Raw genomic sequence first — 24,691 nt, forward strand, 5'->3', positions numbered from 1 at the left:
CGGTCTTGTCCGCGGCCTGGGTCAGGTCGGCACCCTGCACCCGCTCCTTGGCGTACTCCAGGGCGTTGAGGTAGCCGGTGGAGAGCGTCGCGATGGCCTTGGTGCCCACCATCATCCGGGCGTTCTCGATGACGTCGAACATCTGCGCGATGCCGTCGTGCACCTCGCCGAGGAGCCAGCCCTTGGCCGGCTCGCCGCCACCGACCTGCGGGTCGCCGAAGGTGACCTCGCAGGTGTTGGAGACCTTGATGCCCATCTTGTGCTCGACGTTGGTCACGTAGACCCCGTTGCGCTCGCCGGTGAGCTCGCCGGTCTCGTGGTCGAAGTGGTGCTTCGGCATCCAGAAGAGCGAGAGGCCCTTGGTGCCCGGCCCACCGGCGCCCTCGACGCCCTCGGGGCGGGCGAGCACCAGGTGCATGATGTTCTCCTGGAGGTCCGACTCGGCGCTGGTGATGAAGCGCTTGACGCCGGTGATGTTCCAGGAGCCGTCCTCGTTGGGGGTGGCCTTCGCGCGGCCGGCACCAACGTCGGAGCCGGCGTCGGGCTCGGTGAGCACCATGGTGCATCCCCACTGGCGCTCGACCATGAGCTGGGCGACGCGCTTGTCGCGCTCCACGCCGTTGGCGTTGTTCCACACCACGCCGGCGAAGGGAGCGCCGGCGGCGTACATCCACACCGGGGCGTTGGCGCCGAGCACCATCTCGCCCAGCGCCCAGATCAGGGAGCTGGGGGCGGGCGTGCCGCCGAGGTCCTCGTTGATCTGGAGGCGCCAGAACTCGGCGTCCATCCACGCCTGGTAGCTCTTCTTGAAGGGCTCCCCGACCGGGGCGGTGTTGGTGGCCGGGTCGAAGACCGGCGGGTTCCGGTCGCTGTCCTCGAAGGAGGCGGCCAGGTCCTCGCGGGACAGGCGCTCGACTTCGGAGAGGATCTCGCTGGCAGTGGCCTGGTCGAACTCCTCGAACATGCCGGTGCCGTAGAACTCGTCACGACCCAGGAGCTCGAAGAGGTTGAACTCGATGTCGCGAAGGTTGCTCTTGTAGTGGCTCACAGTTCCACCGATTCCTTGTTGGGATGGGGCCTACTCGTCGGTAACTTCAATGATACGAGTCGGAGGCGGTCCGAGCAAACGGGGTGGGTGCGGGGGCGCCGGGGGGTGCGGGTTTCACCGGCTGACCGGTGAAACCCGCACGACACGCCGAGGCGCCTCGGCGTGTCGTGCGGGTTTCGGCCGACAGGTCCGTCGGGCTGACGCCCACCACCCCGTCGGGGCCCCTGTCCGAGCCCACCGACCTGGCGCCGGAGCCGACCGCCGGGCCCCCACCAGCCTCGCCGCCAAGGCCACCACTGCCCCCCGCCGCCGGGGCCGCCACCGACCTCCCGCCGGGGCCACCGTGGAGTCGCCCAGGTCGACTGAACCGATCGAGAAATCTGACATGATGGACCTATGCGTGTTTCCGCCAAGTCCGACTATGCGCTGCGAGCGTTGATCGAGATGGCGGACCGCCCCGACGGACGGGCCGTCAGTGCCGAGGAGCTCGGCCGCCTCCAGGAGATCCCGCACGGATTCCTCCAGGCGATCCTCGCCGACCTGCGTCGCGCCGGCATCGTCATCTCCCAGCGGGGTCAGTCGGGTGGGTGGCGGATGGCGCGCGCTGCCGGGGACGTCTCGGTCGCCGACGTGATCCGCGCCGTCGACGGCCCGCTGGTCTCGGTCTACGGGCTGCGACCGGAGGCCGTCAGCTACAACGACTCCGCCGAGGTGCTCCAGCACGTCTGGATCGCCGCCCGGCGCTCTCTGCGCGAGGTGTTCGAGCAGGTCTCGCTGCAGCAGCTCGCCGACGGCAAGCTGCCTGAGGCGGTGGCGGCGATGACCTCCGACGAGGATGCCTGGCAGCCGCACTGACCGACGGTCGCGCGCCCGGCCCGAGGGCCTGGCCGACCGGCTCAGGCAGCGTCCCCGAGCGTCCCCTCCGCGGTGGCGTCCTTCTTGCGCTTCGCCAGCTTCTTCTTCAGCTTCCGGCGCTTGCGGTCCAGCTCCTCCAGCCGCACCTCGAGCGCGGCGTTGCGTCGGGCCAGCTTCTCGATCTCGCGCTGCGCCTCGGCGAGCGAGGTGCACGGCGGCACCGTCGCGGGCACGCCGGCCAGCCCCAGGGACGCCGTACCGAAGCCGAGCAGCTTGCCGAACGCCTTCCAGGTGGCCGCGGGGTCCGTACCCACCTCGAGGACGTGCACCCGCTCCGGCTTGCGGACCGCGGAGGACCACCGCCGCCGGATCCCGTCGACCCCGTCGGCGTCGACGTCGACGTCGCCTGCCGGCCCCGCGGTGATCACCACGTGCACCTGGTAGCCGGCGAGGGCGTCGACCAGGAGGTCGGCCTGGTCCGGGGACGCCGCGGCGAGCAGGTGCTGGCTGAACACGAGGTCGGCCCGCTCCTTGTCGGCACGCCGGACCTGGCGCGTCCACTCACCTTCGACGTCTGCGCGCGCCAGGCCCCACTCCTTGTGCGCGCGGAGGATCTCCACAGCGGCACCGAAACTCTCCGAGGTCGTGTGCGCGACCGAGGCGAACCCGAGCTCGAGGAGCGCCTCGCGGTGGTGCGCCAGGGCTCCCTCGACGACATCGGCGGAGCCGGGCAGGCCGACGTGGACCCAAGCCTTCCGCTTCTTGCTCATACCGGCACGATTCCAGTCCCGCATGTCCGCACGGTGAACCGCCCGTGGACTCGCGTCGACCGACAGTCGCACCCTTCCCAGGGGTAGAACACGTTCTATTGCTCGCCTACGATGCGCTCATGATCTCCTCCGACGCCATCGTCTGGAACGCACCGAACGACCCGCATCCCGCCCGGGAGGCCTCGCAGCGCTCCTACTCCGCGGTCGCCAAGGGCGATCTGGCCGAGTGGCTCACCGTGTACGCCGAGGACGCGGTGCTCGAGGACCCCGTCGGACCGTCCATGTTCGACCCGGACGGCAAGGGACATCACGGCCACGCCGGCATCTCGGCGTTCTGGGAGAAGGCCATCGCCCCGATCGCGACCTTCGAGTTCACCATCGACGACTCGTTCGCCAATCCGGGATCCAACACCTGCGCCAACATCGGCCGGATCAAGACCTCGTTCCCCGACGGGTCCTTCACCGTGACCGACCTGATCATGGTCTACGTCGTCGACGAGGAGGGCCGAGTGGCGTCGATGAAGGCGTTCTGGGAGCCGGAGCGGACGATGGCCAGCTTCACCGCCGCGGGCTGACCTCGCCGAGCCCCATTCGGATCGGTCGGGACAACGGCGGATCCGCGACCAAACCGAATGGGGCTCGCTCAATCCAGCGCGTCGCTGAGCCAGTTGACCAGCGGCCGCAGCGCCCGCCAGTCGGCCCGTACCCGGTCCAGCAGCTCCGGGGTGTGCACGAACGGCTCGAAGCCGTAGGACCGCATCCCCAGCACCGTGCGCATCCGCAGCAGCTCGATCCGCGGGTGGTCCTTCTCGTAGCCACGGGGCGCGGTCTTCAGTCGGTCGCCGGTGACCTCGAAGCCGGCGCGCTCCAGCCCGCGCAGGATCTTGGCGAGCTGCGGCCCGGTCCGATCGTCGGCCATCGCCTCGCGCAGCGCGGCGAGCCGGTCCCCGGACGCCTCGTAGACGCCGGCCCCGACCCGGACACCGGGCGCTGCGACCTCGACGTACCAGCCGCAGGCGGAGGTCACGCCGACGAACGCACCCTGATGGGTCTTGTACGGCGTCTTGTCCTTCGCGAAGCGGACGTCGCGATAAGGGCGGAACACCTTCGCCGACCCGAACTCCCGGGCCAGCTCGTCGGTGAGCGCGGTCATCGGCGCCCGCACCTGCTCCAGGTACGTCGCCTTGTGCGCCTCCCAGAACGACTTGGTGTTGTCGACCTCGAGGTCGTCGTAGAAGTCGAGCGCGGCGACGGGGAAGCCCTCGAAGGTCACGTCCCGAGCGTACGACGACCCGCGTCGGCCTGGAGACGCAGGCCGGCGAGCAGCAGGTCGAGGCCGGCACTGAACTGGTCGGCATCGTCGTGGTCGGCGAACTCGTCGACGATGACGTGGAGGAACGGGAACTCCTCGGCGTCCATGGCCCGCCAGTGCTCGGCGTACCGGGCGAGGTACTCGGCCTGGTCGAGCTCTCCGTCGAGGACCTCCCGGGGGGGCTGGCGGCCCATGTCGGCGGCGACCCCGACCACGTAACCGACCACCGCCGAGACGGCATGGAAGCTCTGCCGTGGGTCGAGGTCGAGACGGAGGACCTGCTGGCCGAGCCGCTCGTAGAGCCGCAGCGCGTGCGGCTGCACGTCGGTGTTGCGCATGAAGTAGGCCCCGAGCCAGGGCCGTTCGGCGATGGCGTCGAACAGGGTCACCGCGATCACCCGGAGGTCGGCCAGCGGGTCGTCGCCGACGGGGAGGTCGTCGGTCGCGGTGAGCACCCCTTCGAGCACGTGGTCCGTGGCCCGGTCGAGCAGCTCCTCCTTGCTGGAGACGTACCAGTAGATGCTGGCGACGCCGCCGCCGAGCCGCCCGGCCAGCGCCCGGAAGGTGAGGGCCGGCTCGCCGGCCTCGTCGAGGAGGCGGACCGCCTCGGCGAGCACGGCCTCCATGGAGTGGGAGGCCCGTCGTCGCCGGTCGCCGGTGGTGCGTGCCGCTGGTGCCATGGCCCTCATCCCATCACAGAGTTGGTGATCATCGAACATTGTTCTATTCTTCGAACGTCGTTCGATAGTCGAACGGCGTTCGATACCAGGAGGTGTCCCATGAGCTCCATCACCGCCTCTCGCGCCGTCCGCACCTACGGCTCCCTCAAAGCCGCCTGGATCCCGCTCCTCGCGCTGTGCCTCGCCTTCTTCGTCGAGATGGTCGACAACACGCTGCTGACCATCGCGCTGCCGACCATCGGCCGCGACCTCGGCTCCGGCACCACCGGGCTGCAGTGGGTGACCGCGGCGTACTCGCTCACTTTCGGCGGCCTGCTGCTCACCGCAGGCTCGGCGGCCGACCGCCTCGGCCGGCGGCGCGTGCTGCTGGTCGGACTGGCCGCGTTCGGCACGATCAGCCTCGCCGTGATCGCCGTGCACTCCCCCGGCGAGCTCATCGCCCTGCGCGCCGCCCTCGGCATCGCCGCCGCGATGATGGCCCCGATCACCAACTCCCTGGTGTTCCGCCTCTTCGACGACCAGGCCCTGCGGATGCGGGCGATGACGCTGATGATCGTGGTCGGGATGAGCGGCTTCATCCTCGGCCCGCTGCTGGGCGGCACCGCCCTCGCCCACGTCGGGTGGGAGTGGCTGCTGCTGGTCAACGCCCCGATCGCACTCATCGCCTGGCTCGGGGTGCGGCTCGGTGTCCCCGCCGACCGGCCCGAGGACCTGACCGACGACCGGCTCGACCTGCCCGGGGCCCTGCTGAGCATCGCCGCGATCGGCCTCGGCTGCTACGCACTCACCAGCGGCGTGGAGCACGGCTGGCTCTCCGTCCTGACCGTCGGCTCCGTGCTCGGCGCGGTGCTCGCACTGATCGGCTTCGTCCGGCACGAGCGGCGCACCCCGAGCCCGATGCTCGACCTGACCCTCTTCCGCGACGGTACGGTGCGCGGAGCCGCGATCGCCCAGGTCGGGACCTCCATCGCGATGGCCGGAGTGATGTTCGGCCTGATCCTGCACTTCCAGTTCGCCTACGGCTGGAGTCCGGTCCGCGCCGGCCTCGCCAACCTGCCCCTGATCATCACCATGATCGCCGCCACCCCGATCTCGGAGGGCCTGGTCCGGCGGTTCGGCCACCGGATCGCCTGCCTGGTGGGCGCCGGCCTGCTGGCCGGATCGCTGGCCGGACTGGCCTGGTCGGTCGACCACGGATACCTGCCGATCGCGGTCTGCATGGTCACGCTGACCGTCGGACTGCGCACCGTGATGACGATCTGCGCGGTGGCCCTGGTCGAGGCGATGCCCAGCAACCGCACCTCGCTCGGCGCCGCCCTCAACGACACCGCACAGGAGGTCGGCACCAGCGTCGGTACGGCGGTGGTGGGCACCCTGATCGCCGCACTGGTGACCGTCGCGCTGCCCGCCGGCGCGTGGAGCCACGCGTTGGTCACCTCGTTCTTCCACGGTGAGCGGATCACCTACGCGTTGCTGGCCGTGGTGGTGGGGGTCATCGCGGGATGGGGAGCGCTGAGCCTGACCGACTCGCGGGCGACCGACGAGCACGGGTGAGGACGGACTGGAGCGGATGACGAGCAAGGAAGAACTGGAGCGGATGACGAGATTCGAACTCGCGACATCGACCTTGGGAAGGTCGCGCTCTACCAACTGAGCTACATCCGCATGCACCCGGTCGGCTCAACCGCCGAGGCGTGGAGGATGCTACCTCACTGCTGCGCGGACTCCAGCGGGGCCCAGGTCAGCGGGGACACGTAGTCGGGGTACTTCGGGGACAGGCCGTCGCCGGAGGAGCGTCCGGTGACCCGGCGCTGCACCCACGGACCGAGGTGCTCACGGGCCCACTGCCGGTTGGCGGCCCGCTGCGCGCGAGCGTCGAGGACGGGGCGGACGATCGGCTCGGGGTGCGGCAGGTCGTGCCGGATACCGAGGCGCTCGAGCACCTTGATCGCCATCAGCGCGTGGCCGGCCGAGGACATGTGCAGCCGGTCGACGTCCCAGTAGCCCCAGTCGTCGTACTCGCGCATCCGCCAGTAGTCGACGAGCACCGCGCCCCGGCTGTCGGCGATCTCCCGGACGCCCTCGTTGTAGTAGGCGAAGCGACCGCGCATCGGCTTCCACGCCTTCGACGATCGGGCGCCGAACGCGGACCAGACGAGGACGGTGGCGCCGGTGCCGCGCAGCTGGGCGATCGCGTCGTCGTACCGGGTGATCAGGGCGTCGATGTCGACCCGCGGGCGGAGGATGTCGTTGCCGCCGGCGTAGACGGTGACCAGGTCGGGGCGGAGCGCGACCGCGGGGGCGAGCTGCTCGTCGAGGATGCCGGCGAGCTTGCGGCCCCGGATGGCGAGGTTGGCGTAGCCCACCGCGGGGTCGCCGGCGGCGAGGGCCTCGGCGAACCGGTCGGCCCAGCCGCGCACGCCGTTGGGCCGGCCCGGGTCGGGGTCGCCGACGCCTTCGGTGAAGGAGTCGCCGACGGCGACGTAGCGGCGGAACCGACCGGGGATCAGTGCATCGAGGACCACCGCGCCATTGTGCGCCGCCGGGCACCTCGGGGCGGCAGCGGGTCCACGTCCCGCCGGGAGCCCGTGGGACGGGTCACTGCTCGGATAAGGTACGGCGCGTGCTGCTCAGCGACCGCGACATCCTTGCCGAGATCGACTCCGGCCGGATCGCCCTCGATCCGTGGGAGCCGTCGATGGTGCAGCCGTCCAGCATCGACGTGCGCCTGGACCGGTTCTTCCGGGTCTTCGACAACCACAAGTACCCGCACATCGACCCGGCCGCAGACCAGTCGGACCTGACCCGCGAGGTCGAGCCGAACGGCGACGAGCCGTTCATCCTGCACCCGGGCGAGTTCGTGCTGGGCTCGACGTACGAGGTGGTCTCGCTGCCCGACGACGTCGCGGCGCGGGTCGAGGGCAAGTCGTCGCTGGGCCGCCTGGGGCTGCTCACCCACGCCACCGCCGGCTTCGTCGACCCCGGCTTCTCCGGGCACGTGACCCTGGAGCTCGCGAACGTGGCGACCCTGCCGATCAAGCTCTACCCCGGGATGAAGATCGGGCAGTTCTGCTTCTTCAGGCTCACCTCCGCCTCGCAGCACCCCTACGGCTCGGAGAAGTACGGCTCGCGCTACCAGGGCCAGCGGGGCCCGACGCCGTCGCGGTCCTTCCAGAGCTTCCACCGGACGTCGATCTGACCTCGCCGGCCCGCCGGGCGGCCGGATTGCCCAGGTTAGGCTCGCCTTAGTACAGTCGTCGGCGTGAGTACCTACGTCGACGAGCTGCCCATGATCCTCGACCGCGTGACGGTCCACTCCGTGGATCGGGTGAGCCCCTCGGTGGTCCGCATCGAGATCGGCTGCGACCGGCTGGCGGAGTTCGGGGTCGACGGCCCGATCCTGGACCAGCGGATCAAGCTGATCTTCCCCAACGCCGCCGGCGACCTGCCCTCGTTCGACGGCATGGACGACTCCTGGTGGACCACCTGGCAGCAGATCCCCGAGGACGAGCGCGGGTCGATCCGCACCTACACGATCCGCGACGCGGTCGGCAGCGGCACCGACACCCGCCTGGTGGTCGACATCGTCGTGCACGAGCCCGCCGCCGGCGAGGAGCCGTCCGGCGCCGGCAACGCCTGGGCCCTCCAGGCCACCCCCGGCCAGGAGCTGATCGTCCTCTGCCCGCGCAAGGGCCACCTCTTCGGCGGCATCGAGTGGTCCCCCGGCGACGCCGAACGCCTGCTCATCGTCGGGGACGAGACCGCGGCGCCGGCGATCCGCGGCATCCTGCGCGACCTGCCCGCCGACGCCCGCGGGGCGGTCTTCCTGGAGACCGTCTCCCCCGCCGACCAGTACGACGACATGCCGGCCCCGAGGGTGTCTCGGTGACCTGGCTGCCCCGTGCCGGTGGCGGGCGCGGCGCGGACCTCGCGCCGACGGTGCTCGCGCACCTCGCCGACCAGCAGGGCCGCTCGGCCCCGGCGTTCGGCGAGGTCACCGAGGACGACATCGACCCCGACCTCTGGGAGACCCCGGTCTACTCCTCCTCGGGCGAGGAGGTCGCCGCGGCGACCACCGTGCCCACCGGCGAGGGCCCGTTCCCCGGTCTCTACGCCTGGATCGCCGGCGAGTCCAAGGTGGTCACCGGGCTGCGCCGCACGCTGGTCAAGGAGCTCGGCCTGGACCGCTCCCAGGTGGCGTTCATGGGCTACTGGCGCGAGGGCGTCGCGATGCGTTCCTGACGCACCCGTGCGCCCGGGTCAGACCCCGAGGTCGACGCTGAAGTACTGGACCTCCTGATACTCCCGGATGCCGTCGCGGGCCCCCTCCCGGCCGAGGCCGCTCTGCTTGACGCCGCCGAAGGGCGCGGACGGGTCCGAGACCACCCCACGGTTGACGCCGACCATGCCCGCCTCGATCCGGCCGGCGATGCGCAGCGCGTCCTGGAGGCGGCCGGCGTACACGTAGGCGGCGAGACCGAACTCGGTGTCGTTGGCGAGGCGGACCAGCTCGTCCTCCTCCTGCCAGGCGACCACCGGGGCGACCGGACCGAAGATCTCCTCGGCGAGCAGCGGATCCTCGGCGCGGACGCCGGTCAACAGGGTCGGTGGGTAGAACCAACCCGATGCCGGGGCGCTCGCGCGGTGAGCGATCCGGGCGCCGGCGGTGACGGCGGCGTCGACGCTCGCTGCCACCCGGTCCCGGGCCGCCGGCGTGATCAGCGGCCCGATCTCGGAGTCGGCGTCGGCGGCGGGACCCACCCGCAACGCCTCGATCGCGGCTCCGAACCTCGCCACGAAGGCGTCGTGGACCTCCGCGTGCACGTAGAACCGGTTGGCGGCGGTGCAGGCCTGGCCGCCGTTGCGGAACTTGGCGATCATCGCGCCGGCGACGGCGGCGTCGAGGTCGGCATCGGCGGTGACCACGAACGGCGCATTGCCACCGAGCTCCAGGCTGGCGTTGAGCACCCGGTCGGCGGCCTGCCCGAGCAGGGTGCGGCCCACGCCGGTGGAGCCGGTGAAGGAGATCTTGCGGACCCGGGGATCGGCCGTCCAGGTGCCGACCACCTCGGCGGCGGCGGTGGTCGGCACCACGTTCACCACCCCGGACGGCACCCCCGCCTCGCGCAGCAGGTCGGCCAAAGCGATCGCGGTCAGCGGGGTCTCGGCGGCCGGCTTGAGCACCACCGTGCACCCTGCCGCCAGCGCCGGCGCGATCTTGCGGGTGGCCATCGCCGCCGGGAAGTTCCACGGGGTGACCAGCGCGGCCACCCCCACCGGCCGGTGGGTGACCAGCGTGTGCGCGCCACCGGCCGGAGCCGGACCGAAGTCACCGTCCGTGCGGACCGCCTCCTCGGCGAACCACCGGAAGAACTCGGCGGCGTAGGCGACCTCGGCCCGCGCGTCGGCGCGGGACTTGCCGTTCTCGCAGGCGATCAGCGCGACCAGCCGGTCGCTATCGGCGAGGATCAGCTCGAACGCCCGGCGCAGCACCTCGGCACGCTGCCGCGGTGGCGTGTCCCGCCATCCCGGGAAGGCCGCGGCGGCCGCGTCGACGGCCGCGGCCGCCTCTGCGGTCCCGGCGTCGGCGACCTCGGCGACCACCGCGGTCGTCGCCGGGTCCCGGACGGCGAAGGTGGCCGCGACGCCGTGCTTCCCGCCGCCGATGCGCAGGCCGTGCTCGGGCGCCAGGCCGGCGACGTACCGGTCCAGGGTGGAGTCGGTGGGGAGGGTGGTCTCGGTGGTGGTGCTCATCAGGGCTCCTGGGGTGGCGGCGCACCGACCCCGCGGCCGACCGAACGCGCCGGTGTGCTGCGGGCCGTCGGGTCGGCGGCGCGGCGGGGCGCGGCGGTGAGGCCGGGGGTGGTCAGCGGGGTGGCCAGCGGGGTGGTCAGCGGGGTGGTCAGCGGGTGGCGCGGAAGATCCGCTCGAGGATGTCCAGACCCTCGTCGAGCAGGTGGTCCGGGATCGAGAGCGGCGGCAGGAACCGCAGCACGTTGCCCCAGGTGCCGCAGGTGAGCACGATCAGCCCCTCGGCGTGCGCGGCGGCGGCGACTTGGGCGGTGAGCGCGGCGTCGGGCTCGGTGGTGCCCGGACGGACCAGCTCGACGGCGATCATCGCGCCGCGTCCCCGGACGTCGCCGACCCGGGCGTCGCCCTGCTGCAGCGCGCGCAGCCGGGGGACCATCGTGGCCTCGATCGCGCGGGCGCGCTCGACCAGACCGTCCTCCTCGACCGCGTCCAGCACGGCCAGCGCGGCGGCGCAGGCGACCGGGTTGCCGCCGTAGGTGCCGCCGAGTCCGCCGGTGTGCGGCGCGTCCATGACCTCGGCGCGGCCGGTGACCGCGGAGAGGGGCATGCCGCCGGCCAGACCCTTCGCGGTGACGATCAGGTCCGGCATGACCTCCTCGTGCTCGCAGGCGAAGAGTGCCCCGGTCCGGGCGACGCCGGTCTGCACCTCGTCGGCGACGAAGACCACGCCGTGGTCGCGGCACCACGCGGCCATCGCGGCGAGGAAGCCGGGTGCCGGCACGACGAAGCCTCCCTCCCCCTGGATCGGCTCGATCACCACGGCGGCGGTGTTGGTGGCGCCGACCTGCTTGTCGATGGTGTCGATCGCCCGTGCCGCCGCCGCGGCGCCGTCCAGGCCGCCGTCGCGGAACGGGTAGGACAGCGGGGCCCGGTAGACCTCGCCGGCGAACGGCCCGAAGCCGTGCTTGTAGGGCATGTTCTTGGCGGTCATCGCCATGGTGAGGTTGGTCCGGCCGTGATAGGCGTGGTCGAAGACCACGACCGCCTGGCGGCCGGTGTGGGCGCGGGCGATCTTGACCGCGTTCTCCACCGCCTCGGCCCCGGAGTTGAAGAGCACGGTGCGCTTCTCGTGGTCGCCGGGGGTGATCGCGTTGAGCCGCTCTGCGACCCGGAGGTAGCCGTCGTAGGGGGTGACCATGAAGCAGGTGTGGGTGAACGCGGCGACCTGCTCGGCGACGGCCGCCACCACGCGCGGGTTGCTGTTGCCGACCGTGGTCACCGCGATGCCGGAGCCGAAGTCGATCAGGGAGTTGCCGTCGACGTCGACGACCACACCGCCCCGGAGGCGACGGTGTAGACCGGCAGCACCGTGCCGACGCCCGCGGAGACCGCCCGCTGCTTGCGCTCGTGCAGCTCGATCGAGCGAGGACCGGGGATCTCGGTGACCAGGCGTCGCTCCTGGGGAAGATCCGGGCCCCCAGGGCAACGGTGGTGGCGGTGTCGGCGTGGCTGGTCATGCCTCGACGGTAGGGCGACGCGCACGCCGGCGGCAGGGTCCGCTCTGCACAATTCATCTGCTCAGTCTGTGCAACCATGTCACCCATGGTCAGCCTGGTCGACGTGCTCGCGCTGCCGGCACTCGCGCTGCGCCCCACCCACGCCGTGGATCCGGACGCCGCGGTGCGCTGGGTCGCCACCAGCGAGCTCGACGACCCCGCGCCCTTCCTCGAGGGCGGCGAGCTGTTGCTCACCACGGGCCTCGCGGCGCGCGGATGGCGCCGCGAGTGGGACGGGTACGTCGAACGGCTGGTCGCCCGCGGCATCTGTGCGCTCGGCCTGGCCACCGGGCTCACCCACGCCCGCCCGCCCGTCGGGCTGGTCCGCGCCTGCGAGCGGCACCACCTGAACCTGATCGAGGTGCCGCACGACACTCCGTTCGTGGCGGTCAGCCGGGCGATCGCCGACCTGCTCGAGGAGGAGGACCGGCGGGAGGCGCGCGACGCGAGCAGGTATCAGCGCGAGCTGATCACCGCGGCACTGGACGCTCACGACGGCAGCGCCGTCCCCCGACGGCTGGCCGGCCTGCTGCGCGGAGCGGCGGCCGTGCTCGCACCCGACGGCACACTCCTGGTCGACCCGTCCGGGCCGCGGTCGGACGACCTGGACCTGGCGAGCCTCACCGCCGAGCTGGCCCGGATCCGGCCACGGGGCCTGCGGGCCGCCTCCGCGGTGGCGACCTCGGACGCGGCGGTGGAGCTGCACCCGATCGGGGTGCGCACCCGCCCGTCGGCCTACCTCGCGGTGCTGCTGCCCGCCGGCGCCGGCGAGGCACGGCGCAGCGCGGTGCGCACCGCGGTCGCGCTGCTCGGGCTCGCCGGCGAGCGGGCCGCGGAGCGGCGCGACGCCGACCGGGCGTTGCGGGCCCGGGCGCTCGCGCTGTTCCTCGCCGGCGACTCCCACGGAGCCGTGCTCGTCCTCGGTGCGGCGTCCCGCCCGGTCGTCGTACCGGAGCGGGTGTGCGTGGTGCTGTCCCGGCCGAGCGTGGCGGCCGGGGCGGTCCGCACCGGGCTGAGCGACCTGCTCGAAGCCGTGGAGGACGACGGCCTGATGATCAGCGGCGAGGACGACGGCCTGGTGGCGCTGGTGGCTCCGGACCGCGCGGAGGCGCTCGCCGCCGACGCGGTGGCAGCCGGAGCGCGGGTCGGCATCGGCGAGCCGGTGGCGCTCGAGGATGTCGCGGCGGGACACCGGACCGCCGGCCATGCACTGGCCCGCACCGCGGACGGCGCGCCGGTGGTGGCCTGGGAGCAGGTGATGCACACCGGGATCCTCGGGCTGCTCGAGCCCGACCGCGCCGCCGACTTCGCGCACACCCTCCTCGCACCCCTGGCGGCCTCCCCCGAGCTGCGCGCCACCCTGCTGGCCTTCCTCAGCCACCACGGGTCGCGGCTGAAGGTGGCCGAGGAGCTCGGCGTCCACCGCAACACCGTGCGGCACCGGATCCAGCAGGTGGAGATGCTCACCGGGCTCCACCTCGACGACGCCGAGCACCGGGTCAGGGCGTGGATCGCACTGCAGGCGCTGCCGGCACCGGAGCCGGTGCAGCCGCGCTGATGCGGGCGGCCGGGCCCCGGGCTCAGCCTGGAATCAGCCTGGACTCACCTCGCGTGGATCGGCGGGACGTCCAGTCCGGTGGGCGCGATCGGACGGAGCAGCGCGTCGGTGCCCCCGTCGACGAAGACCACCGATCCGGTGATCAGGGAGGCACGGTCGGAGAGCAGGAACCCGATCACCTCGGCCACCTCCTCCGGCCGTCCGGGTCGCCCCAGGGCCGACGGGTAGGCCTGCACGAACTGGCCGAGCACCGGGTCCTTCGTCATCGCCTCACCCATCGGCGTGGCGATGAAGCCCGGGGCGACCGCGTTGAGCCGCAGGCCGGCGCCGCCCCACTCGGGGCTCGCGCTGGCGCGGCGGGCCCAGTAGGCCACGGCCGCTTTGGTGGCGGCGTAGATGTGGACCACCTCGACACCGCCCGCCACCTTGCGGGCGACCTCCTCCCCGCCGGTCAAGCAGGCCTGCGCGACCTCGGCGTTCCAGCCCGGCTGGCCGGTCACCGAGTTCGACGAGACCATCACCACCGCCGCGCCCGGCCGCAGCGAGGGGCGGAGCGCCTCGACCAGGTCGACGCTGCCGAAGTAGTTCACCGACACCATGGTCTGCGGGTCGAGGCCGGTGACCGGCCCCAGTCCGGCGCAGGGCGCGATCCCGTCCAGCCCATCGGGGGCGAGCTCCCCGATGCGTCGTACGGCGTCCGTGCGGCCGGCGGGCGTGCCGAGGTCGGCGCCGATCTCGACACCGTCCCCCTCGCGCAGGTCGAGTCCGATCACTCGGTGTCCGGCGGTGCGCAGCCAGGCCGCCGTCGCCGCGCCGATGCCCGATGCTGCTCCACTGACCACGTAGGTGTTCATGGGCGCATCAAACTGGAACACGTTCTCGTTGTCGAGCCCTTGTGGTGCCCGTCGGTGTCAGCCGGTGACACCAGCGAGCACCACAATCCCTGTCTTGCAGGCCGGTGTCCGTCAGACCGCAGCCAGGGTGACGTCGCCGCTCACGGTGACCGCGCGCAGCTCGAGGTGGTCCTGGCCCGGCTGCGGCTCGCCGACGCTGCGCAGGTCGGAGCGGACCCGTCCGGTGACCGTCGAGATGTCGGTCCACACCGGGGTGCCGTCGGGGACGCCGATGCGCAGGTCGCCCGAGGCGCCCTTGGCGGTGATCCGGCCGCGGCTCGCTGCGCCGATCACCAGACTGCCGGAGCCGGTGGTCATCGCGACGTCGGCCTCGGCCTGCTCGATGGCGAGGCCGCCGGAGCCGGTCTTGACCACGACGTCGGCAAGCGCGGCCCCGAGGCGCACGTCGCCGGAGCCGGTGGAGATCGAGCTGGCCGCACCGGCGCGACCCACAGCGACGTCACCGGAGCCGCTGCGGATGCGCAGCTCGCCCTCGCCGGACGCCACCTGCACAGCCCCGGAGCCGGTGTCCAGGACGGCGACGCCGCCCACCTGGTCCAGGCGCACGTCACCGGAGCCGTTCTTGACCCGCACGTCGCCGTAGGCACCGGCGGCGACCACGTCGGCACTGCCGGTCCTGACGGTCAGGCCGCTGCCGCTGGGGACCTCCACGCGCAGGGTGAGGCGTTGGTCCCCGGAGAAGATGCCGGTGCGGTTCCTCGGGGCGATCACGCTGATCCCGTCCTGGGTCTGCTCGACGACCACCTCGCGAGCGCGGCGGCCCTCGATGTGGACGGTGCTGGTGGCGCGCTCGGAGGCGGTCACCTCGAGCAGGCCCTCGCCCAGCTCGACGTAGAGCCGGACCGGGCCGGGGGTGTCGAAGCCGTACTCGGCGACGTTGCTGTCGTTCATCGCTCTCTCCTGATCTGAGGTGGGTGGGTGGTGGCTCGAGGCGGGACCGGGACCGCGGTCAGAGCCAGCCGGTCATCCGGCGCTCGCCGCGCTTGCCGCCGAACGGGAAGTCCCCGCCGAACGGGACGCTGGACAGGTCCACGTCGACCCGGACCGCGCGCTCACTGGTGGCGGCGCGCACCGCGTTCACCAGCCACGTGTTGAGGGACTGACCGGCTGCGGCGGCGGCCTCCTCGGCCCGCGCCTTGACCGACTCCGGGATCCGGAGGCTGACCCGGGCGAGGTCACCCTCGTCGACCGGCTGGGGCGCGGCGGGCGTCGACTCCACCGGCGGCTCGGGGGTGGGCGCGTGTACGGCGAAGTCCAGGTCGCGCCCGTCGAGTCGTACGTCGACGCCGCCGGACGGCATCGCCGCGGTGATCTCGGCGGCGGCCTGACTGATCGCCTCCATCATCGCGAGCCGCGCGGCGGGGTCGAGCGCGAAGCCGAGGCGCTCGGCGACCTCCCGCGCCTCGGGGCCGGCACTCTCGGCGGCGGAGAGGAGGTCCCGACGGAGGCTGTCGACGTAGGGCGTGATGTCCATACGCACCATAATGACATCATAATGCTGTCATTGCAACCTCTTGTGATGTCAGCTCCGGCATCAGGCAGGATGGACCCGTGACCCGACCGGTGGAGACCTGGCTGACCGACATGGACGGCGTGCTCGTGCACGAGGAGCACCCGATCCCGGGTGCTGCCGAGTTCATCGAGACCCTCAAGGAGAGTGGTCGGCGCTTCCTGGTGCTCACCAACAACTCGATCTTCACCCCTCGCGACCTGCGCGCGCGGCTGCTCGGCAGCGGGATCGACGTGCCGGAGGAGGCGATCTGGACCTCGGCGCTGGCCACCGCGCAATTCCTGCTCGACCAGCGCCCCGGCGGCACCGCCTACGTCGTCGGTGAGGCCGGGCTGACCACCGCGCTGCACGAGGTCGGCTACGTGATGACCGACCGCGACCCCGACTACGTGGTGCTCGGCGAGACCCGCACCTACTCCTTCGAGGCGATCACCAAGGCGATCCGGCTGATCGACGCCGGAGCCCGGTTCATCGCCACCAACCCGGACCCGAGCGGGCCCTCCCAGGACGGCAAGCTGCCCGCCACCGGTGCGGTCGCCGCACTGATCACCCGCGCCACCGGCCGCGACCCCTACTACGTCGGCAAGCCGAACTCGCTGATGATGCGCAGCGCGCTGAACCGGATCGAGGCCCACTCCGAGACCACCGTGATGGTCGGCGACCGGATGGACACCGACATCATCGCCGGGCTGGAGGCCGGCCTGCGCACGGTGCTGGTGCTCACCGGCTCCACCAAGGCCGACGCGGTCGACGTCTTCCCCTACCGCGCGACCCGGATCGCCGACTCGATCAAGGACGTGACCGAGCTGGTGGAGTCCGGCGAGGTCTGATCTGGCGCCGCGGCCCACCGGTGCCTCCGGCACGCCCGCGTCCACAGCCGCCGCGGCCGCGGGTGTGAGCCCCCGAGGTCGTGGGCACCGGCTCGGGCATGACGCCCCACGACGAGATCCGTCGACTCCTGGACCGGCAGGACGGCCTGATCGGGCGCCGGCAGGCGCTCGCCGCCGGCCTGACTCCCACCGCGATCGCCCGGCTGCTGCGGCGACGCGACTGGGTGGCGGTGCATCCCGGTGTGTACGTCGACCACAACGGACCGCTCACCTGGACCCAGCGGGCCTGGGCGGCGGTCCTCGCCTGCTGGCCCTCCGGGCTCGACGCCGGGTCCGCTCTCCGCGCGCACGAGGGCCCCGGGCGTCGTACCGCACGCGACGACGGGCCGATCGAGGTCGTCGTGGACCATCGACGTCGGGTCCGCGCGCCCTCGGGCGTGCGGGTCCGGCGCACCCGGCGCCTGGAGCAGGCCATCCAGTGGCACCTCTCCCCGCCACGCCTCCGCTACGAGGACGCGGTGCTCGCGCTCGCCGACGCCGGCGACCCGCTGACGACCGTTGCGGTGCTCACCGACGCCGTGGGCGGGCGACGCACCACCGCCGCGCGACTCCTGGAACGGGTCGACGAGATCCCGTGGCTGCATCAGCGCGAACGGCTCGGTTCCGTGCTCGCCGACGCCGCGACGGGCACCTGCTCGGTCCTCGAGCACGCCTATCTCACCCAGGTCGAACGGGCGCACGGCCTGCCCCGGAGCCTCCGTCAGGCCGAAGCGAGGGACGACGCCGGTCGGCGACTGCTGCGCGACGTGCTCTACGGAGGCGAGCGACCGCGCTGGCGCCAGGTCGTCGAGCTGGACGGGCGCGCGTTCCACACCTCGGCGCGGCAGCGCGACCGTGACCTCGAGCGGGATCTGGACGCCAGCCTGACCGATCATCCCACCGTCCGTCTCGGCTACCCGCAGGTGCTCGGGCGACCCTGCCTCACCGCGACGAAGGTGGCGCGCCTGCTCCAGCGTCGCGGGTGGGCCGGCGAGGGCCACCCCTGCCCCGACTGCCCCGGCACGGTGGAGTGGGGAACTTCCGGTCAAGCAGGTTGATCGGGACCTCCCCACTCCGGCATCCGCGCGGGTGGGTCACCCGAGACCGAGCGCCCGCGCCGACTCCTCCCGCATCTGCACCTTGCGGATCTTCCCGGTGACCGTCATCGGGAACTCCTCGACGACCATCACGTAGCGCGGGATCTTGTAGTGGGCCAGCCTGCCGTCCGCATAGGACCGCACCGCCTCGGCGTCCAGCGGCTCCGCGCCTGCCCGCACCTTCACCCAGGCGCAGAGTTCCTCGCCGAAGCGGTCGTCGGGCACGCCGATCACCTGGACGTCCTCGATGTCGGGGTGGCCGTAGAGGAACTCCTCGATCTCGCGCGGATAGATGTTCTCCCCGCCTCGGATCACCATGTCCTTGATCCGGCCGACGACGGTGCAGTAGCCGTCCTCGCGCATCACCGCCAGATCGCCGGTGTGCATCCAGCCGTCCGCGTCGATCGCCTCGGCGGTCTTCGCCTCGTCCTCCCAGTAGCCGAGCATCACCGAGTAGCCGCGGGTGCAGAACTCACCGGCCTCGCCACGCGGCAGTGTCTCCCCGGTGACCGGGTCGACCACCTTGATCTCCACGTGCGGTGCCGCCCGCCCGATCGTCGCGGTACGACGCTCCAAGTCGTCGTCGCTGCGGGTCTGGCAGCTCACCGGACTGGTCTCGGTCATGCCGTAGGCGATGGAGACCTCCGCCATGTGCATGTCGTTGATGCAGCGCTTCATCACCTCGACCGGGCAGACAGCCCCGGCCATGATCCCGGTGCGCAGCGTGGAGAGGTCGTCGGCGGTGACGGCGCCGCCGGCGTCGAGCAGCGCTTGCTGCATCGCGATGAACATCGTCGGCACCCCGTAGACGGCGCTGCAGCGCTCGTCCCGCACCGCGGCGAGCGTGGTCGCCGGATCGAACCCGGGCCCGGGGATCACCATCGTCGCCCCGTGGGAGACGCACCCGAGGTTGCCCATCACCATCCCGAAGCAGTGGTAGAACGGCACCGGGATGCAGAGCCGGTCCTGCTCGGTGAACCCGATCAGCTCGGTGACGAAGAAGCCGTTGTTCAGGATGTTGCGGTGGCTCAGGGTCGCCCCCTTGGGGTAGCCGGTGGTGCCCGAGGTGTACTGGATGTTGATCGGATCCTCGGGCCGCAGCGTCGCCGCCCGCTCGGCCACCGCACCGGCGGGCACCGCGTCACCGGCGGCGATCAGGTCGGCCCAGTCGTCGGTGTCGACGTAGACGGTGCGGCGCAGAGCGGCCGTCCGGCCCGCGTCGACCACCTCGGTGACCATGCTGCGGTAGTCGCTGGACTTGAAGCTGCTCGCGGCGATCAGGAGCGTCGTACCGGACTGGTTGAGGGCGTAGGCGAGCTCGTGGGTGCGGTAGGCCGGGTTGATGTTCACCAGGATCGCGCCGATCTTGGCGGTGGCGAACTGGACGATGGTCCACGCGGCACAATTCGGTGCCCACATCCCGACCCGGTCCCCCTTCTCGACACCGAGGCCGATCAGCCCGCGAGCGACGCGGTCGACGTCCTCGTCGAAGGCACGCCAGGTCCAGCGCCTCCCGGTGGCCACCTCGACCAGCGCCTCCCGGTCGGGATACGCCGCGACGGTGCGCTCCAGGCAGGCGCCGATGGTCTCCTCGAGCAACGGGGTGGTGGTCTCGCCGGCGGCGACGGACAGCTCGGCACGCGGATCGGTCATGGCCCCATCGTGCCCCGGCTGTGAGTGCGATCACACCCCCGATGGGGGTCCGCCCGCTACGGCAACAGGCCGCGTCGACGTGCCGCCACGACGGCCTCGTGCCGCGAGTGCACCTCGAACCGCGCGATCAGGTCCCGCATGTAGGACTTGACCGTCTGCGGCGCGATCCCCAGGCGCGCGCCGACCTGGGCGTACGACGCGCCCGTGGCGACCTGGGTGAGGACGTCGGTCTCCCGCGGGGTCAGCGCCGGAGCCTCCCCGTCCGCGGCCGCGGGCTGCAGGTCTTCCAGGAGCCGCGCGAGGGCCGAGCGGGTGGCCGCGTCGGTGGTGCTGGCCCGCAGCTCGCGCAGGCCGGCGTGTGCGCGACGCCACCGCTCGCTGGCCGCCGACTCCGCCTGCTGCAGGACCGCGGTCCGCTCCGCGAGGCGGCGGTTGACCTCGTCCTCGATGGCCAGCTCCCTGGCCAGCCAGAGTCCGGTGCGGTTGACCGCGTCGAGCAGCCGGTCGCCCGCGGTCACCGACTCCCGGACACCGGCGTAGACGACGCCGCGGACGTCGCGGCCGATCACGATCGGGGCCGCGACGACCGACCGCAGCCCCTCGCTGAGCACGGGCCGGTCGTAGTGGTGGGAGATGTCGGCGGCACGCCCGTAGTCGGCCACCCCGAACGCCGCCCGCCGCTCCCAGACCCGGCCGCCCACACCGCGGCCGCTCACCACCGCCAGGTCCTCGAGCGCACGCCCCCGGACCCCGTCGAAGCGGGTCAGCCGGAGCGCGCCGTCCTGGACCGACCCGCCGAAGCCGACCGCCGCACCACTGGTGCTCCGCAACCGGCGCAGGGCGCTCCCCCACAACGCGTCGACCGCGTTGGGCCCGGGGGCGTCCACTGGTTCCACGCGACGAGCCTAGCCCGCGCCGCGGATCGCCGGCGCGGTCTGGGGCGTGGTCGCTGCCGAGAGGTCAGGCCCGACCGGCCGAGAGGTCAGGCCCGACCGGCCGAGGGGTCGCTGCCGGAAGGTCGAGGAGTCGCTGCCGGAAGGTCGAGGAGTCGCTGCCGTGGGGACGAGGGGTCGCTGCCGACCGCCCGAGGGGTCGCTCCAGAGCGGTCGAGCGGACGAAGCCGAGGGGTCAAGGCCGGGGCGCTGTCGCATGCCGGCGGCGCGTGCGGGTCAAGGGCAGGGGTCGAAGGCCGGAGCCAGGGTGCCAGCCATCGAGGTGCCGACCACACTGACGCCGGTACGGCGCTGCGCGGCGACTCGTCCAGGTGCCGGTGCGACACTGCGCGGGGTCTCGCCCGCGGGGGTCGCTGCGTCAGCGACCGACAACGACGCCGGGCCCGCACCGGTGAAGGTACGGACCCGGCGTCGAGGGACATGACCTCAGAGGTCGAAGAGCGACTCCGCGCCGTGGATGTCGGCGTCGGTGCGGGGCTGGTGGGCCTCGCCGGAGGCGACAGGCTTCGGCTTCTCGGCCGCCTGCTCGGGCTCGACCACCGACTCTGCTTCTGCCTCGTCCTCGGGCTCGGGCTCGACCGCGGACTCTGCTTCTGCCTCGTCCTCGGGCTCGGCCGCCGGTTCGGCCTCCGCCTCGGGCGCCGTCTCCACCTCGGGCTCGGGCTCAGGCTCGGCCGCCGACCCGACCTCGGGCTGCACTGCCGGGGCAGGCGCCGCCCGCTCCACGGTTACCGCCTCCGGCGCCGCGATGTCGAACAGCGAGCCTGCGCCGGCGATGTCCACATCGGTGTGCGGCTGGCTGGCCTCGACAGGACCGCCCGCGGCTGGCGTCGCAGCAGCGGCGGGCTCCGTCACCGGCTCGGCCGCCGCCTCGGGCTCGACCGCCGCCTCGGGCTCGACCGCCGCCTCGGGCTCAGCCGCCACCTCGGCCTGCGCCGTCGGCGTCGCCTTCTGGACCGTGACCGCCTCCGGCGCAGCGATGTCGAACAGCGAGCCTGCACCGGCGATGTCCACGTCGGTGTGCGGCTGGCTGGCCTCGGCCGAGCCGCCCGCGGCAGGCGCCGCGGCAGCGGCCGGGGCGGGGGCCGGCTGGTCCTCCGCGGCTGTCGCCGGGGCGGGCTTCGGCGTGGCGGGCTCCGCGGCCTTCGGCTCCGCGGCCTTCGGCTCCGCGGCCTTCGGCTCCGCGGCCTTCGGCTCCGCGGCCGTCGGCGCTTCCGGGGCGGCGATGTCGAACAGCGAGCCACCCTCCGGGATCTCGGCAGCCGGCTGCGCCTTCGCCGCCGACTCCGACTTCGCCGCCGGCTCCGCCTTCGCGGCCGGCTCCGACTTCGCCGCCGGCTGGGTCTCGTTCTTCGCCGCCGTCTGGGTCTCGGTCTTCGCCTCGGCCGGTGCCGGGGTGTCGAAGAGCGACCCGCCCTCGTCGAAGAGCGATCCGGAGTCCGCCGGCTTCTCCGCGGCGGGCGCCGCCTTCGCGGACGGCTTCTCCGCCTGCTTCTCGGCCTGCTTCTCCGCCGAGGTGTCGAACAGCGATCCGGCGTCGTCGAAGAGCGACCCACCGGAGGCGGGCTCCGCCGTCTTCTCGGCGGTCTTCTCCGGCGTCTCCGCTGCCGGAGCGGCCTTGGCGGACGGCTCGTCGAACATCGAGCCCGGGTCGTCGAACATGCTCGATCCGCCCGACGCCTTGGCGGCCGGGCCGACGTCCTCGGTGGCGGTGACCGTGTCGTCGGTGACCGTCACGTCGCCGGCCTCCGGCTCCGCCTTGGTCTCGACCGGCCGGGCCGCCTTCTTCGCCGCCGGAGCGGCCAGCGGGGCACCCTCGCCCGGCCTGAGCTTGGTGGCCACCTCGCCCTTGACCGAGGCGAGCAGCATCTGCGCCACGTCGAGGACCTCGACCTCCTCGCGGGCCTCGCCGTCGGCCTGCATCTTCGTCAGTCCGTCGGCCAGCATCACCCGGCAGAACGGGCAGCCGACCGCGATCTGGTCCGCGCCGGTGCCGACCGCCTCGTTGGTGCGGTTGAGGTTGATCCGCTCCCCGACCTTCTCCTCCATCCACATCCGGGCACCGCCCGCACCGCAGCAGAAGGAGCGCTCGTTGCTGCGCTCCATCTCCTTGTACTCGGCGCCGGGGAGGATCTGGAGCAGGTCGCGCGGGGGCGAGTAGACCTGGTTGTGCCGGCCCAGGAAGCAGGGGTCGTGGTAGGTGATCGAGCGCTGGTGGGTGCCCTCACCGGAGTTCATCGGGGTCAGCTTGCCCTCGCGCACGAGGCGGTTGAGCAGCTGGGTGTGGTGCACGACCTCGAGCTCGATGCCGAAGTCCTTGTACTCGTTCTTCAGGGTGTTGAAGCAGTGGGCGCAGGTCGAGACGACCTTCTTGACCTTGTACTCCTTGAAGGTCTCGACGTTCTGCTGCGCCAGGCCCTGGAAGACGAACTCGTTGCCGGCGCGGCGGGCCGAGTCACCGGTGCAGGTCTCGCCGTTGCCGAGCACGCCGAAGCTGACGCCCGCCGTGTCGAGCAGCTCCGCGACCGCACGAGTGGTCTTCTTCGCCCGGTCCTCGTAGGCACCGGCGCAGCCGACCCAGAAGAGCCACTCGACCTCGTCGAGGGACTCGATGTCGTCGCCGACGACCTTCACCTCGAACGGCAGGTCCTTGGCCCAGTCCATCCGCGCCGTGGGCGACATGTTCCACGGGTTGCCCTTGTTCTCCAGGCCCTTGAAGAGGCCGTTGAGCTCGGAGGGGAAGTTCGACTCGACCAGCACCTGGTAGCGGCGCATGTCGACGAAGTGGTCGACGTGCTCGATGTCGACCGGGCACTGCTGCACGCAGGCGCCGCAGTTGGTGCAGTCCCACAGCGCGTCCGCGCTGAGCACGAAGTCACCGCCGTCGGGGTTGTAGAACCAGTCGTCCGCGGCGACGCCGTCGGTGTTCTCGCCGGGCTGCCCGATCAGCGCCCGCTCCTCGGCGCCCTCGACACCACCGGCGGCGGCGTACGCGTGCTCGCGCAGGCCCATCATCATCAGCTTGGGCGACAGCGGCTTCTCGGTGTTCCAGGCCGGGCACTGGGACTGGCAGCGACCGCACTCGGTGCAGGTCGTGAAGTCGAGGATGTCCTTCCAGGAGAAGTCCCAGATGGTGCCGACGCCCAGCACCGAGTCCTCGTCGAGATCGTCGATGGCGTCCAGCGTGATCGGCTTGCCGCCGGAGGTGAGCGGCTTGACCGCGCCGAGCGCCGTACGGCCGGAGGGCTCGCGCTTGAAGAAGATGTTGAACCAGGCGGTGAACCGGTGCCAGGCCACGCCCATGGTCAGGTTGGTGGAGATCACCATCAGCCAGACCATCGCCGAGACGATCTTCACCATGGCGATGAAGAAGATGATGTTCTCCAGCGTCCCGATCGAGTCCTCACCGGTCGGGTAGAGGTTGCCGAAGAACTGGGAGACCGGGAAGTGCGCGGCGGTGGCGTGCTCGGCGGTCTCGCCGCCGTGCGCCTTGGCGAGGTTGTACTCCGCGCCGCGGATGAAGAGGATCGCGGAGCTCTCCAGCAGCACCATCGCCTCGACGAAGTAGGCCTGCCACATGGTGGAGCCGAAGAACCGGCTCTGCCGCCCCATCTGGTCCGGGCGGTGGGTGAGCCGGTAGATGATCAGCGGGATGATCGCCAGCGAGCCGAGCAGGCCGAGGATCTCGGCGGGCCACTCGTAGATGAAGCCCTGGCCGACCACCGGCAGGGTCCACTCGGGGTCGAAGAGCTGCGGGAAGGCCGCGGCCACCGCGGTGGAGAGGAAGATGAACGCCGCAAAAGCGAACCAGTGCAGGATGCCGACCCAGGTCCACTGCAGCATCCGGGTGTGGAGGACGGTCTCCTTGAGCATCGTCCCCAGCCGCCCGACCGGGTTGTCCGTGCGACCGGGCGCCGGCTGACCCTTGCGGATCACCCCCAGCATCGACCGGACGGCGCGGACGGTGAGGGCCACCGCGACTGCGGTGAAGGCGAACGAGATCACGATCGCTACGAGCTGCATGGTTCCAACGGCTCCTCGTCGTCAGGGTGCGCACAGACTGCACGCGGGGCGAAGCCTACGGCGGTTCCGGTCCCAGGGTCTGCGAAGGCTGACCTAACAACTCGGGCATCCCAGCACCGTCGGAAGGCGATACTACCCGCAG

General features: G+C 72.1%; 21 protein-coding genes, 1 tRNA gene and 1 pseudogene. 9 read left to right on the forward strand and 14 right to left on the reverse strand.

What is annotated here, in order from left to right:
• Positions 1-274: 274 nt before the first annotated feature.
• Positions 275-964, reverse strand: a pseudogene (locus tag FIV43_RS24080) (acyl-CoA dehydrogenase family protein); the annotation flags it as partial.
• Between the two features lie 480 nt (positions 965-1,444).
• On the opposite strand from FIV43_RS24080, the gene FIV43_RS13755 reads away from it, so the two are divergent.
• Positions 1,445-1,903: an RrF2 family transcriptional regulator gene (locus FIV43_RS13755; RefSeq protein WP_141014588.1), complete on the forward strand. Its 459-nt coding sequence runs from the start codon at positions 1,445-1,447 to the stop codon at positions 1,901-1,903.
• Between the two features lie 41 nt (positions 1,904-1,944).
• Here FIV43_RS13755 and FIV43_RS13760 read toward each other — a convergent pair whose 3' ends face one another.
• Positions 1,945-2,673, reverse strand: a complete 729-nt coding sequence (locus tag FIV43_RS13760; RefSeq protein WP_141014589.1) for a hypothetical protein — start codon at positions 2,671-2,673, stop codon at positions 1,945-1,947.
• Between the two features lie 119 nt (positions 2,674-2,792).
• Between FIV43_RS13760 and FIV43_RS13765 the strand changes: the two genes are divergently transcribed.
• Positions 2,793-3,248, forward strand: a complete 456-nt coding sequence (locus FIV43_RS13765) for a nuclear transport factor 2 family protein (protein ID WP_141014590.1) — start codon at positions 2,793-2,795, stop codon at positions 3,246-3,248.
• Between the two features lie 68 nt (positions 3,249-3,316).
• Here FIV43_RS13765 and FIV43_RS13770 read toward each other — a convergent pair whose 3' ends face one another.
• Positions 3,317-3,946 carry a DUF2461 domain-containing protein gene (locus FIV43_RS13770; protein WP_141014591.1) on the reverse strand — a complete coding sequence of 210 codons (630 nt, stop codon included), beginning with the start codon at positions 3,944-3,946 and terminating at the stop codon, positions 3,317-3,319.
• Positions 3,943-4,665 carry a TetR/AcrR family transcriptional regulator gene (locus FIV43_RS13775; RefSeq protein ID WP_231123382.1) on the reverse strand — a complete coding sequence of 241 codons (723 nt, stop codon included), beginning with the start codon at positions 4,663-4,665 and terminating at the stop codon, positions 3,943-3,945. Before FIV43_RS13775 ends, FIV43_RS13770 begins: the two co-directional genes overlap by 4 nt.
• Positions 4,666-4,764: 99 nt before the next feature.
• On the opposite strand from FIV43_RS13775, the gene FIV43_RS13780 reads away from it, so the two are divergent.
• A complete protein-coding gene (locus FIV43_RS13780; RefSeq protein ID WP_141014592.1) occupies positions 4,765-6,219 on the forward strand; it encodes an MFS transporter in 1,455 nt (484 codons plus the stop codon).
• Between the two features lie 35 nt (positions 6,220-6,254).
• Here FIV43_RS13780 and FIV43_RS13785 read toward each other — a convergent pair.
• Both FIV43_RS13785 and FIV43_RS13790 read right to left on the reverse strand, forming a co-directional pair.
• A tRNA-Gly gene (locus FIV43_RS13785) sits at positions 6,255-6,330 on the reverse strand.
• Positions 6,331-6,374: 44 nt separating this feature from the next.
• Positions 6,375-7,190, reverse strand: coding sequence for an SGNH/GDSL hydrolase family protein (locus FIV43_RS13790; RefSeq protein WP_231123384.1), 816 nt, complete (start codon positions 7,188-7,190; stop codon positions 6,375-6,377).
• 98 nt (positions 7,191-7,288) lie between these two features.
• Here FIV43_RS13790 and dcd point away from each other — a divergent pair, with 98 nt between their 5' ends.
• From dcd to FIV43_RS23870, 3 genes are all read left to right on the forward strand, one after another.
• Positions 7,289-7,864 carry a dCTP deaminase gene (gene dcd / locus FIV43_RS13795; RefSeq protein ID WP_141014593.1) on the forward strand — a complete coding sequence of 192 codons (576 nt, stop codon included), beginning with the start codon at positions 7,289-7,291 and terminating at the stop codon, positions 7,862-7,864.
• Positions 7,865-7,927: 63 nt separating this feature from the next.
• Positions 7,928-8,554, forward strand: a complete 627-nt coding sequence (locus tag FIV43_RS23865; RefSeq protein ID WP_196780803.1) for a siderophore-interacting protein — start codon at positions 7,928-7,930, stop codon at positions 8,552-8,554.
• On the forward strand, positions 8,551-8,907 hold the full coding sequence (locus tag FIV43_RS23870; protein WP_196780804.1) for an SIP domain-containing protein: 357 nt from the start codon (positions 8,551-8,553) through the stop codon (positions 8,905-8,907). The genes FIV43_RS23865 and FIV43_RS23870 overlap by 4 nt, the downstream gene beginning before the upstream one ends.
• An 18-nt stretch (positions 8,908-8,925) precedes the next feature.
• On the opposite strand, the gene FIV43_RS13805 is transcribed toward FIV43_RS23870, so the two are convergent.
• Both FIV43_RS13805 and gabT read right to left on the reverse strand, forming a co-directional pair.
• Entirely contained in the window at positions 8,926-10,419 is a 1,494-nt protein-coding gene (locus FIV43_RS13805; protein ID WP_141014594.1) for an NAD-dependent succinate-semialdehyde dehydrogenase, read from the reverse strand.
• A gap of 148 nt (positions 10,420-10,567) precedes the next feature.
• Positions 10,568-11,749 carry a 4-aminobutyrate--2-oxoglutarate transaminase gene (gabT, locus tag FIV43_RS13810; protein ID WP_456237733.1) on the reverse strand — a complete coding sequence of 394 codons (1,182 nt, stop codon included), beginning with the start codon at positions 11,747-11,749 and terminating at the stop codon, positions 10,568-10,570.
• 260 nt (positions 11,750-12,009) lie between these two features.
• Here gabT and FIV43_RS13815 point away from each other — a divergent pair, with 260 nt between their 5' ends.
• Complete coding sequence (locus tag FIV43_RS13815) at positions 12,010-13,530, forward strand: PucR family transcriptional regulator (RefSeq protein ID WP_141014595.1); 1,521 nt, start codon at positions 12,010-12,012, stop codon at positions 13,528-13,530.
• Positions 13,531-13,574: 44 nt separating this feature from the next.
• Here the strand turns inward: FIV43_RS13815 and FIV43_RS13820 are convergent, their stop codons facing one another.
• The 3 genes from FIV43_RS13820 to FIV43_RS13830 all read right to left on the reverse strand — a co-directional run bounded on the left by FIV43_RS13820 (position 13,575) and on the right by FIV43_RS13830 (position 15,927).
• Entirely contained in the window at positions 13,575-14,384 is an 810-nt protein-coding gene (locus FIV43_RS13820; RefSeq protein WP_141014596.1) for an SDR family oxidoreductase, read from the reverse strand.
• Positions 14,385-14,495: 111 nt separating this feature from the next.
• Positions 14,496-15,335: a DUF4097 family beta strand repeat-containing protein gene (locus tag FIV43_RS13825; protein ID WP_141014597.1), complete on the reverse strand. Its 840-nt coding sequence runs from the start codon at positions 15,333-15,335 to the stop codon at positions 14,496-14,498.
• 58 nt (positions 15,336-15,393) lie between these two features.
• On the reverse strand, positions 15,394-15,927 hold the full coding sequence (locus tag FIV43_RS13830; RefSeq protein ID WP_231123391.1) for a toxin-antitoxin system HicB family antitoxin: 534 nt from the start codon (positions 15,925-15,927) through the stop codon (positions 15,394-15,396).
• A gap of 101 nt (positions 15,928-16,028) precedes the next feature.
• On the opposite strand from FIV43_RS13830, the gene FIV43_RS13835 reads away from it, so the two are divergent.
• A complete protein-coding gene (locus tag FIV43_RS13835) occupies positions 16,029-16,784 on the forward strand; it encodes an HAD-IIA family hydrolase (protein ID WP_141015952.1) in 756 nt (251 codons plus the stop codon).
• Between the two features lie 98 nt (positions 16,785-16,882).
• Positions 16,883-17,881 carry a type IV toxin-antitoxin system AbiEi family antitoxin domain-containing protein gene (locus tag FIV43_RS13840; protein WP_141014598.1) on the forward strand — a complete coding sequence of 333 codons (999 nt, stop codon included), beginning with the start codon at positions 16,883-16,885 and terminating at the stop codon, positions 17,879-17,881.
• A gap of 36 nt (positions 17,882-17,917) precedes the next feature.
• On the opposite strand, the gene FIV43_RS13845 is transcribed toward FIV43_RS13840, so the two are convergent.
• The 3 genes from FIV43_RS13845 to FIV43_RS13855 all read right to left on the reverse strand — a co-directional run bounded on the left by FIV43_RS13845 (position 17,918) and on the right by FIV43_RS13855 (position 24,549).
• Complete coding sequence (locus FIV43_RS13845) at positions 17,918-19,573, reverse strand: AMP-binding protein (protein WP_141014599.1); 1,656 nt, start codon at positions 19,571-19,573, stop codon at positions 17,918-17,920.
• Positions 19,574-19,629: 56 nt separating this feature from the next.
• Positions 19,630-20,469, reverse strand: a complete 840-nt coding sequence (locus FIV43_RS13850; protein WP_141014600.1) for a helix-turn-helix transcriptional regulator — start codon at positions 20,467-20,469, stop codon at positions 19,630-19,632.
• A 483-nt stretch (positions 20,470-20,952) separates the two neighbouring features.
• Positions 20,953-24,549, reverse strand: coding sequence for a (Fe-S)-binding protein (locus tag FIV43_RS13855; RefSeq protein WP_141014601.1), 3,597 nt, complete (start codon positions 24,547-24,549; stop codon positions 20,953-20,955).
• Between the last annotated feature and the right edge of the window lie 142 nt (positions 24,550-24,691).

It is taken from the genome of Nocardioides sambongensis (genome assembly GCF_006494815.1).
Classification (GTDB): domain Bacteria; phylum Actinomycetota; class Actinomycetes; order Propionibacteriales; family Nocardioidaceae; genus Nocardioides; species Nocardioides sambongensis.

Bases quoted from the DNA above. Each gene is read 5' to 3' on its own strand.
- FIV43_RS13755 (WP_141014588.1), top strand. From the start codon at position 1,445: ATGCGTGTTTCCGCCAAGTCCGACTATGCGCTGCGAGCGTTGATCGAG.
- FIV43_RS13760 (WP_141014589.1), bottom strand. From the start codon at position 2,673: ATGAGCAAGAAGCGGAAGGCTTGGGTCCACGTCGGCCTGCCCGGCTCC.
- FIV43_RS13765 (WP_141014590.1), top strand. From the start codon at position 2,793: ATGATCTCCTCCGACGCCATCGTCTGGAACGCACCGAACGACCCGCAT.
- FIV43_RS13775 (WP_231123382.1), bottom strand. From the start codon at position 4,665: ATGGCACCAGCGGCACGCACCACCGGCGACCGGCGACGACGGGCCTCC.
- FIV43_RS13780 (WP_141014592.1), top strand. From the start codon at position 4,765: ATGAGCTCCATCACCGCCTCTCGCGCCGTCCGCACCTACGGCTCCCTC.
- FIV43_RS13805 (WP_141014594.1), bottom strand. From the start codon at position 10,419: ATGAGCACCACCACCGAGACCACCCTCCCCACCGACTCCACCCTGGAC.
- FIV43_RS13815 (WP_141014595.1), top strand. From the start codon at position 12,010: ATGTCACCCATGGTCAGCCTGGTCGACGTGCTCGCGCTGCCGGCACTC.
- FIV43_RS13820 (WP_141014596.1), bottom strand. From the start codon at position 14,384: ATGAACACCTACGTGGTCAGTGGAGCAGCATCGGGCATCGGCGCGGCG.
- FIV43_RS13825 (WP_141014597.1), bottom strand. From the start codon at position 15,335: ATGAACGACAGCAACGTCGCCGAGTACGGCTTCGACACCCCCGGCCCG.
- FIV43_RS13830 (WP_231123391.1), bottom strand. From the start codon at position 15,927: ATGGTGCGTATGGACATCACGCCCTACGTCGACAGCCTCCGTCGGGAC.
- FIV43_RS13835 (WP_141015952.1), top strand. From the start codon at position 16,029: ATGGACGGCGTGCTCGTGCACGAGGAGCACCCGATCCCGGGTGCTGCC.
- FIV43_RS13840 (WP_141014598.1), top strand. From the start codon at position 16,883: ATGACGCCCCACGACGAGATCCGTCGACTCCTGGACCGGCAGGACGGC.
- FIV43_RS13845 (WP_141014599.1), bottom strand. From the start codon at position 19,573: ATGACCGATCCGCGTGCCGAGCTGTCCGTCGCCGCCGGCGAGACCACC.
- FIV43_RS13855 (WP_141014601.1), bottom strand. From the start codon at position 24,549: ATGCAGCTCGTAGCGATCGTGATCTCGTTCGCCTTCACCGCAGTCGCG.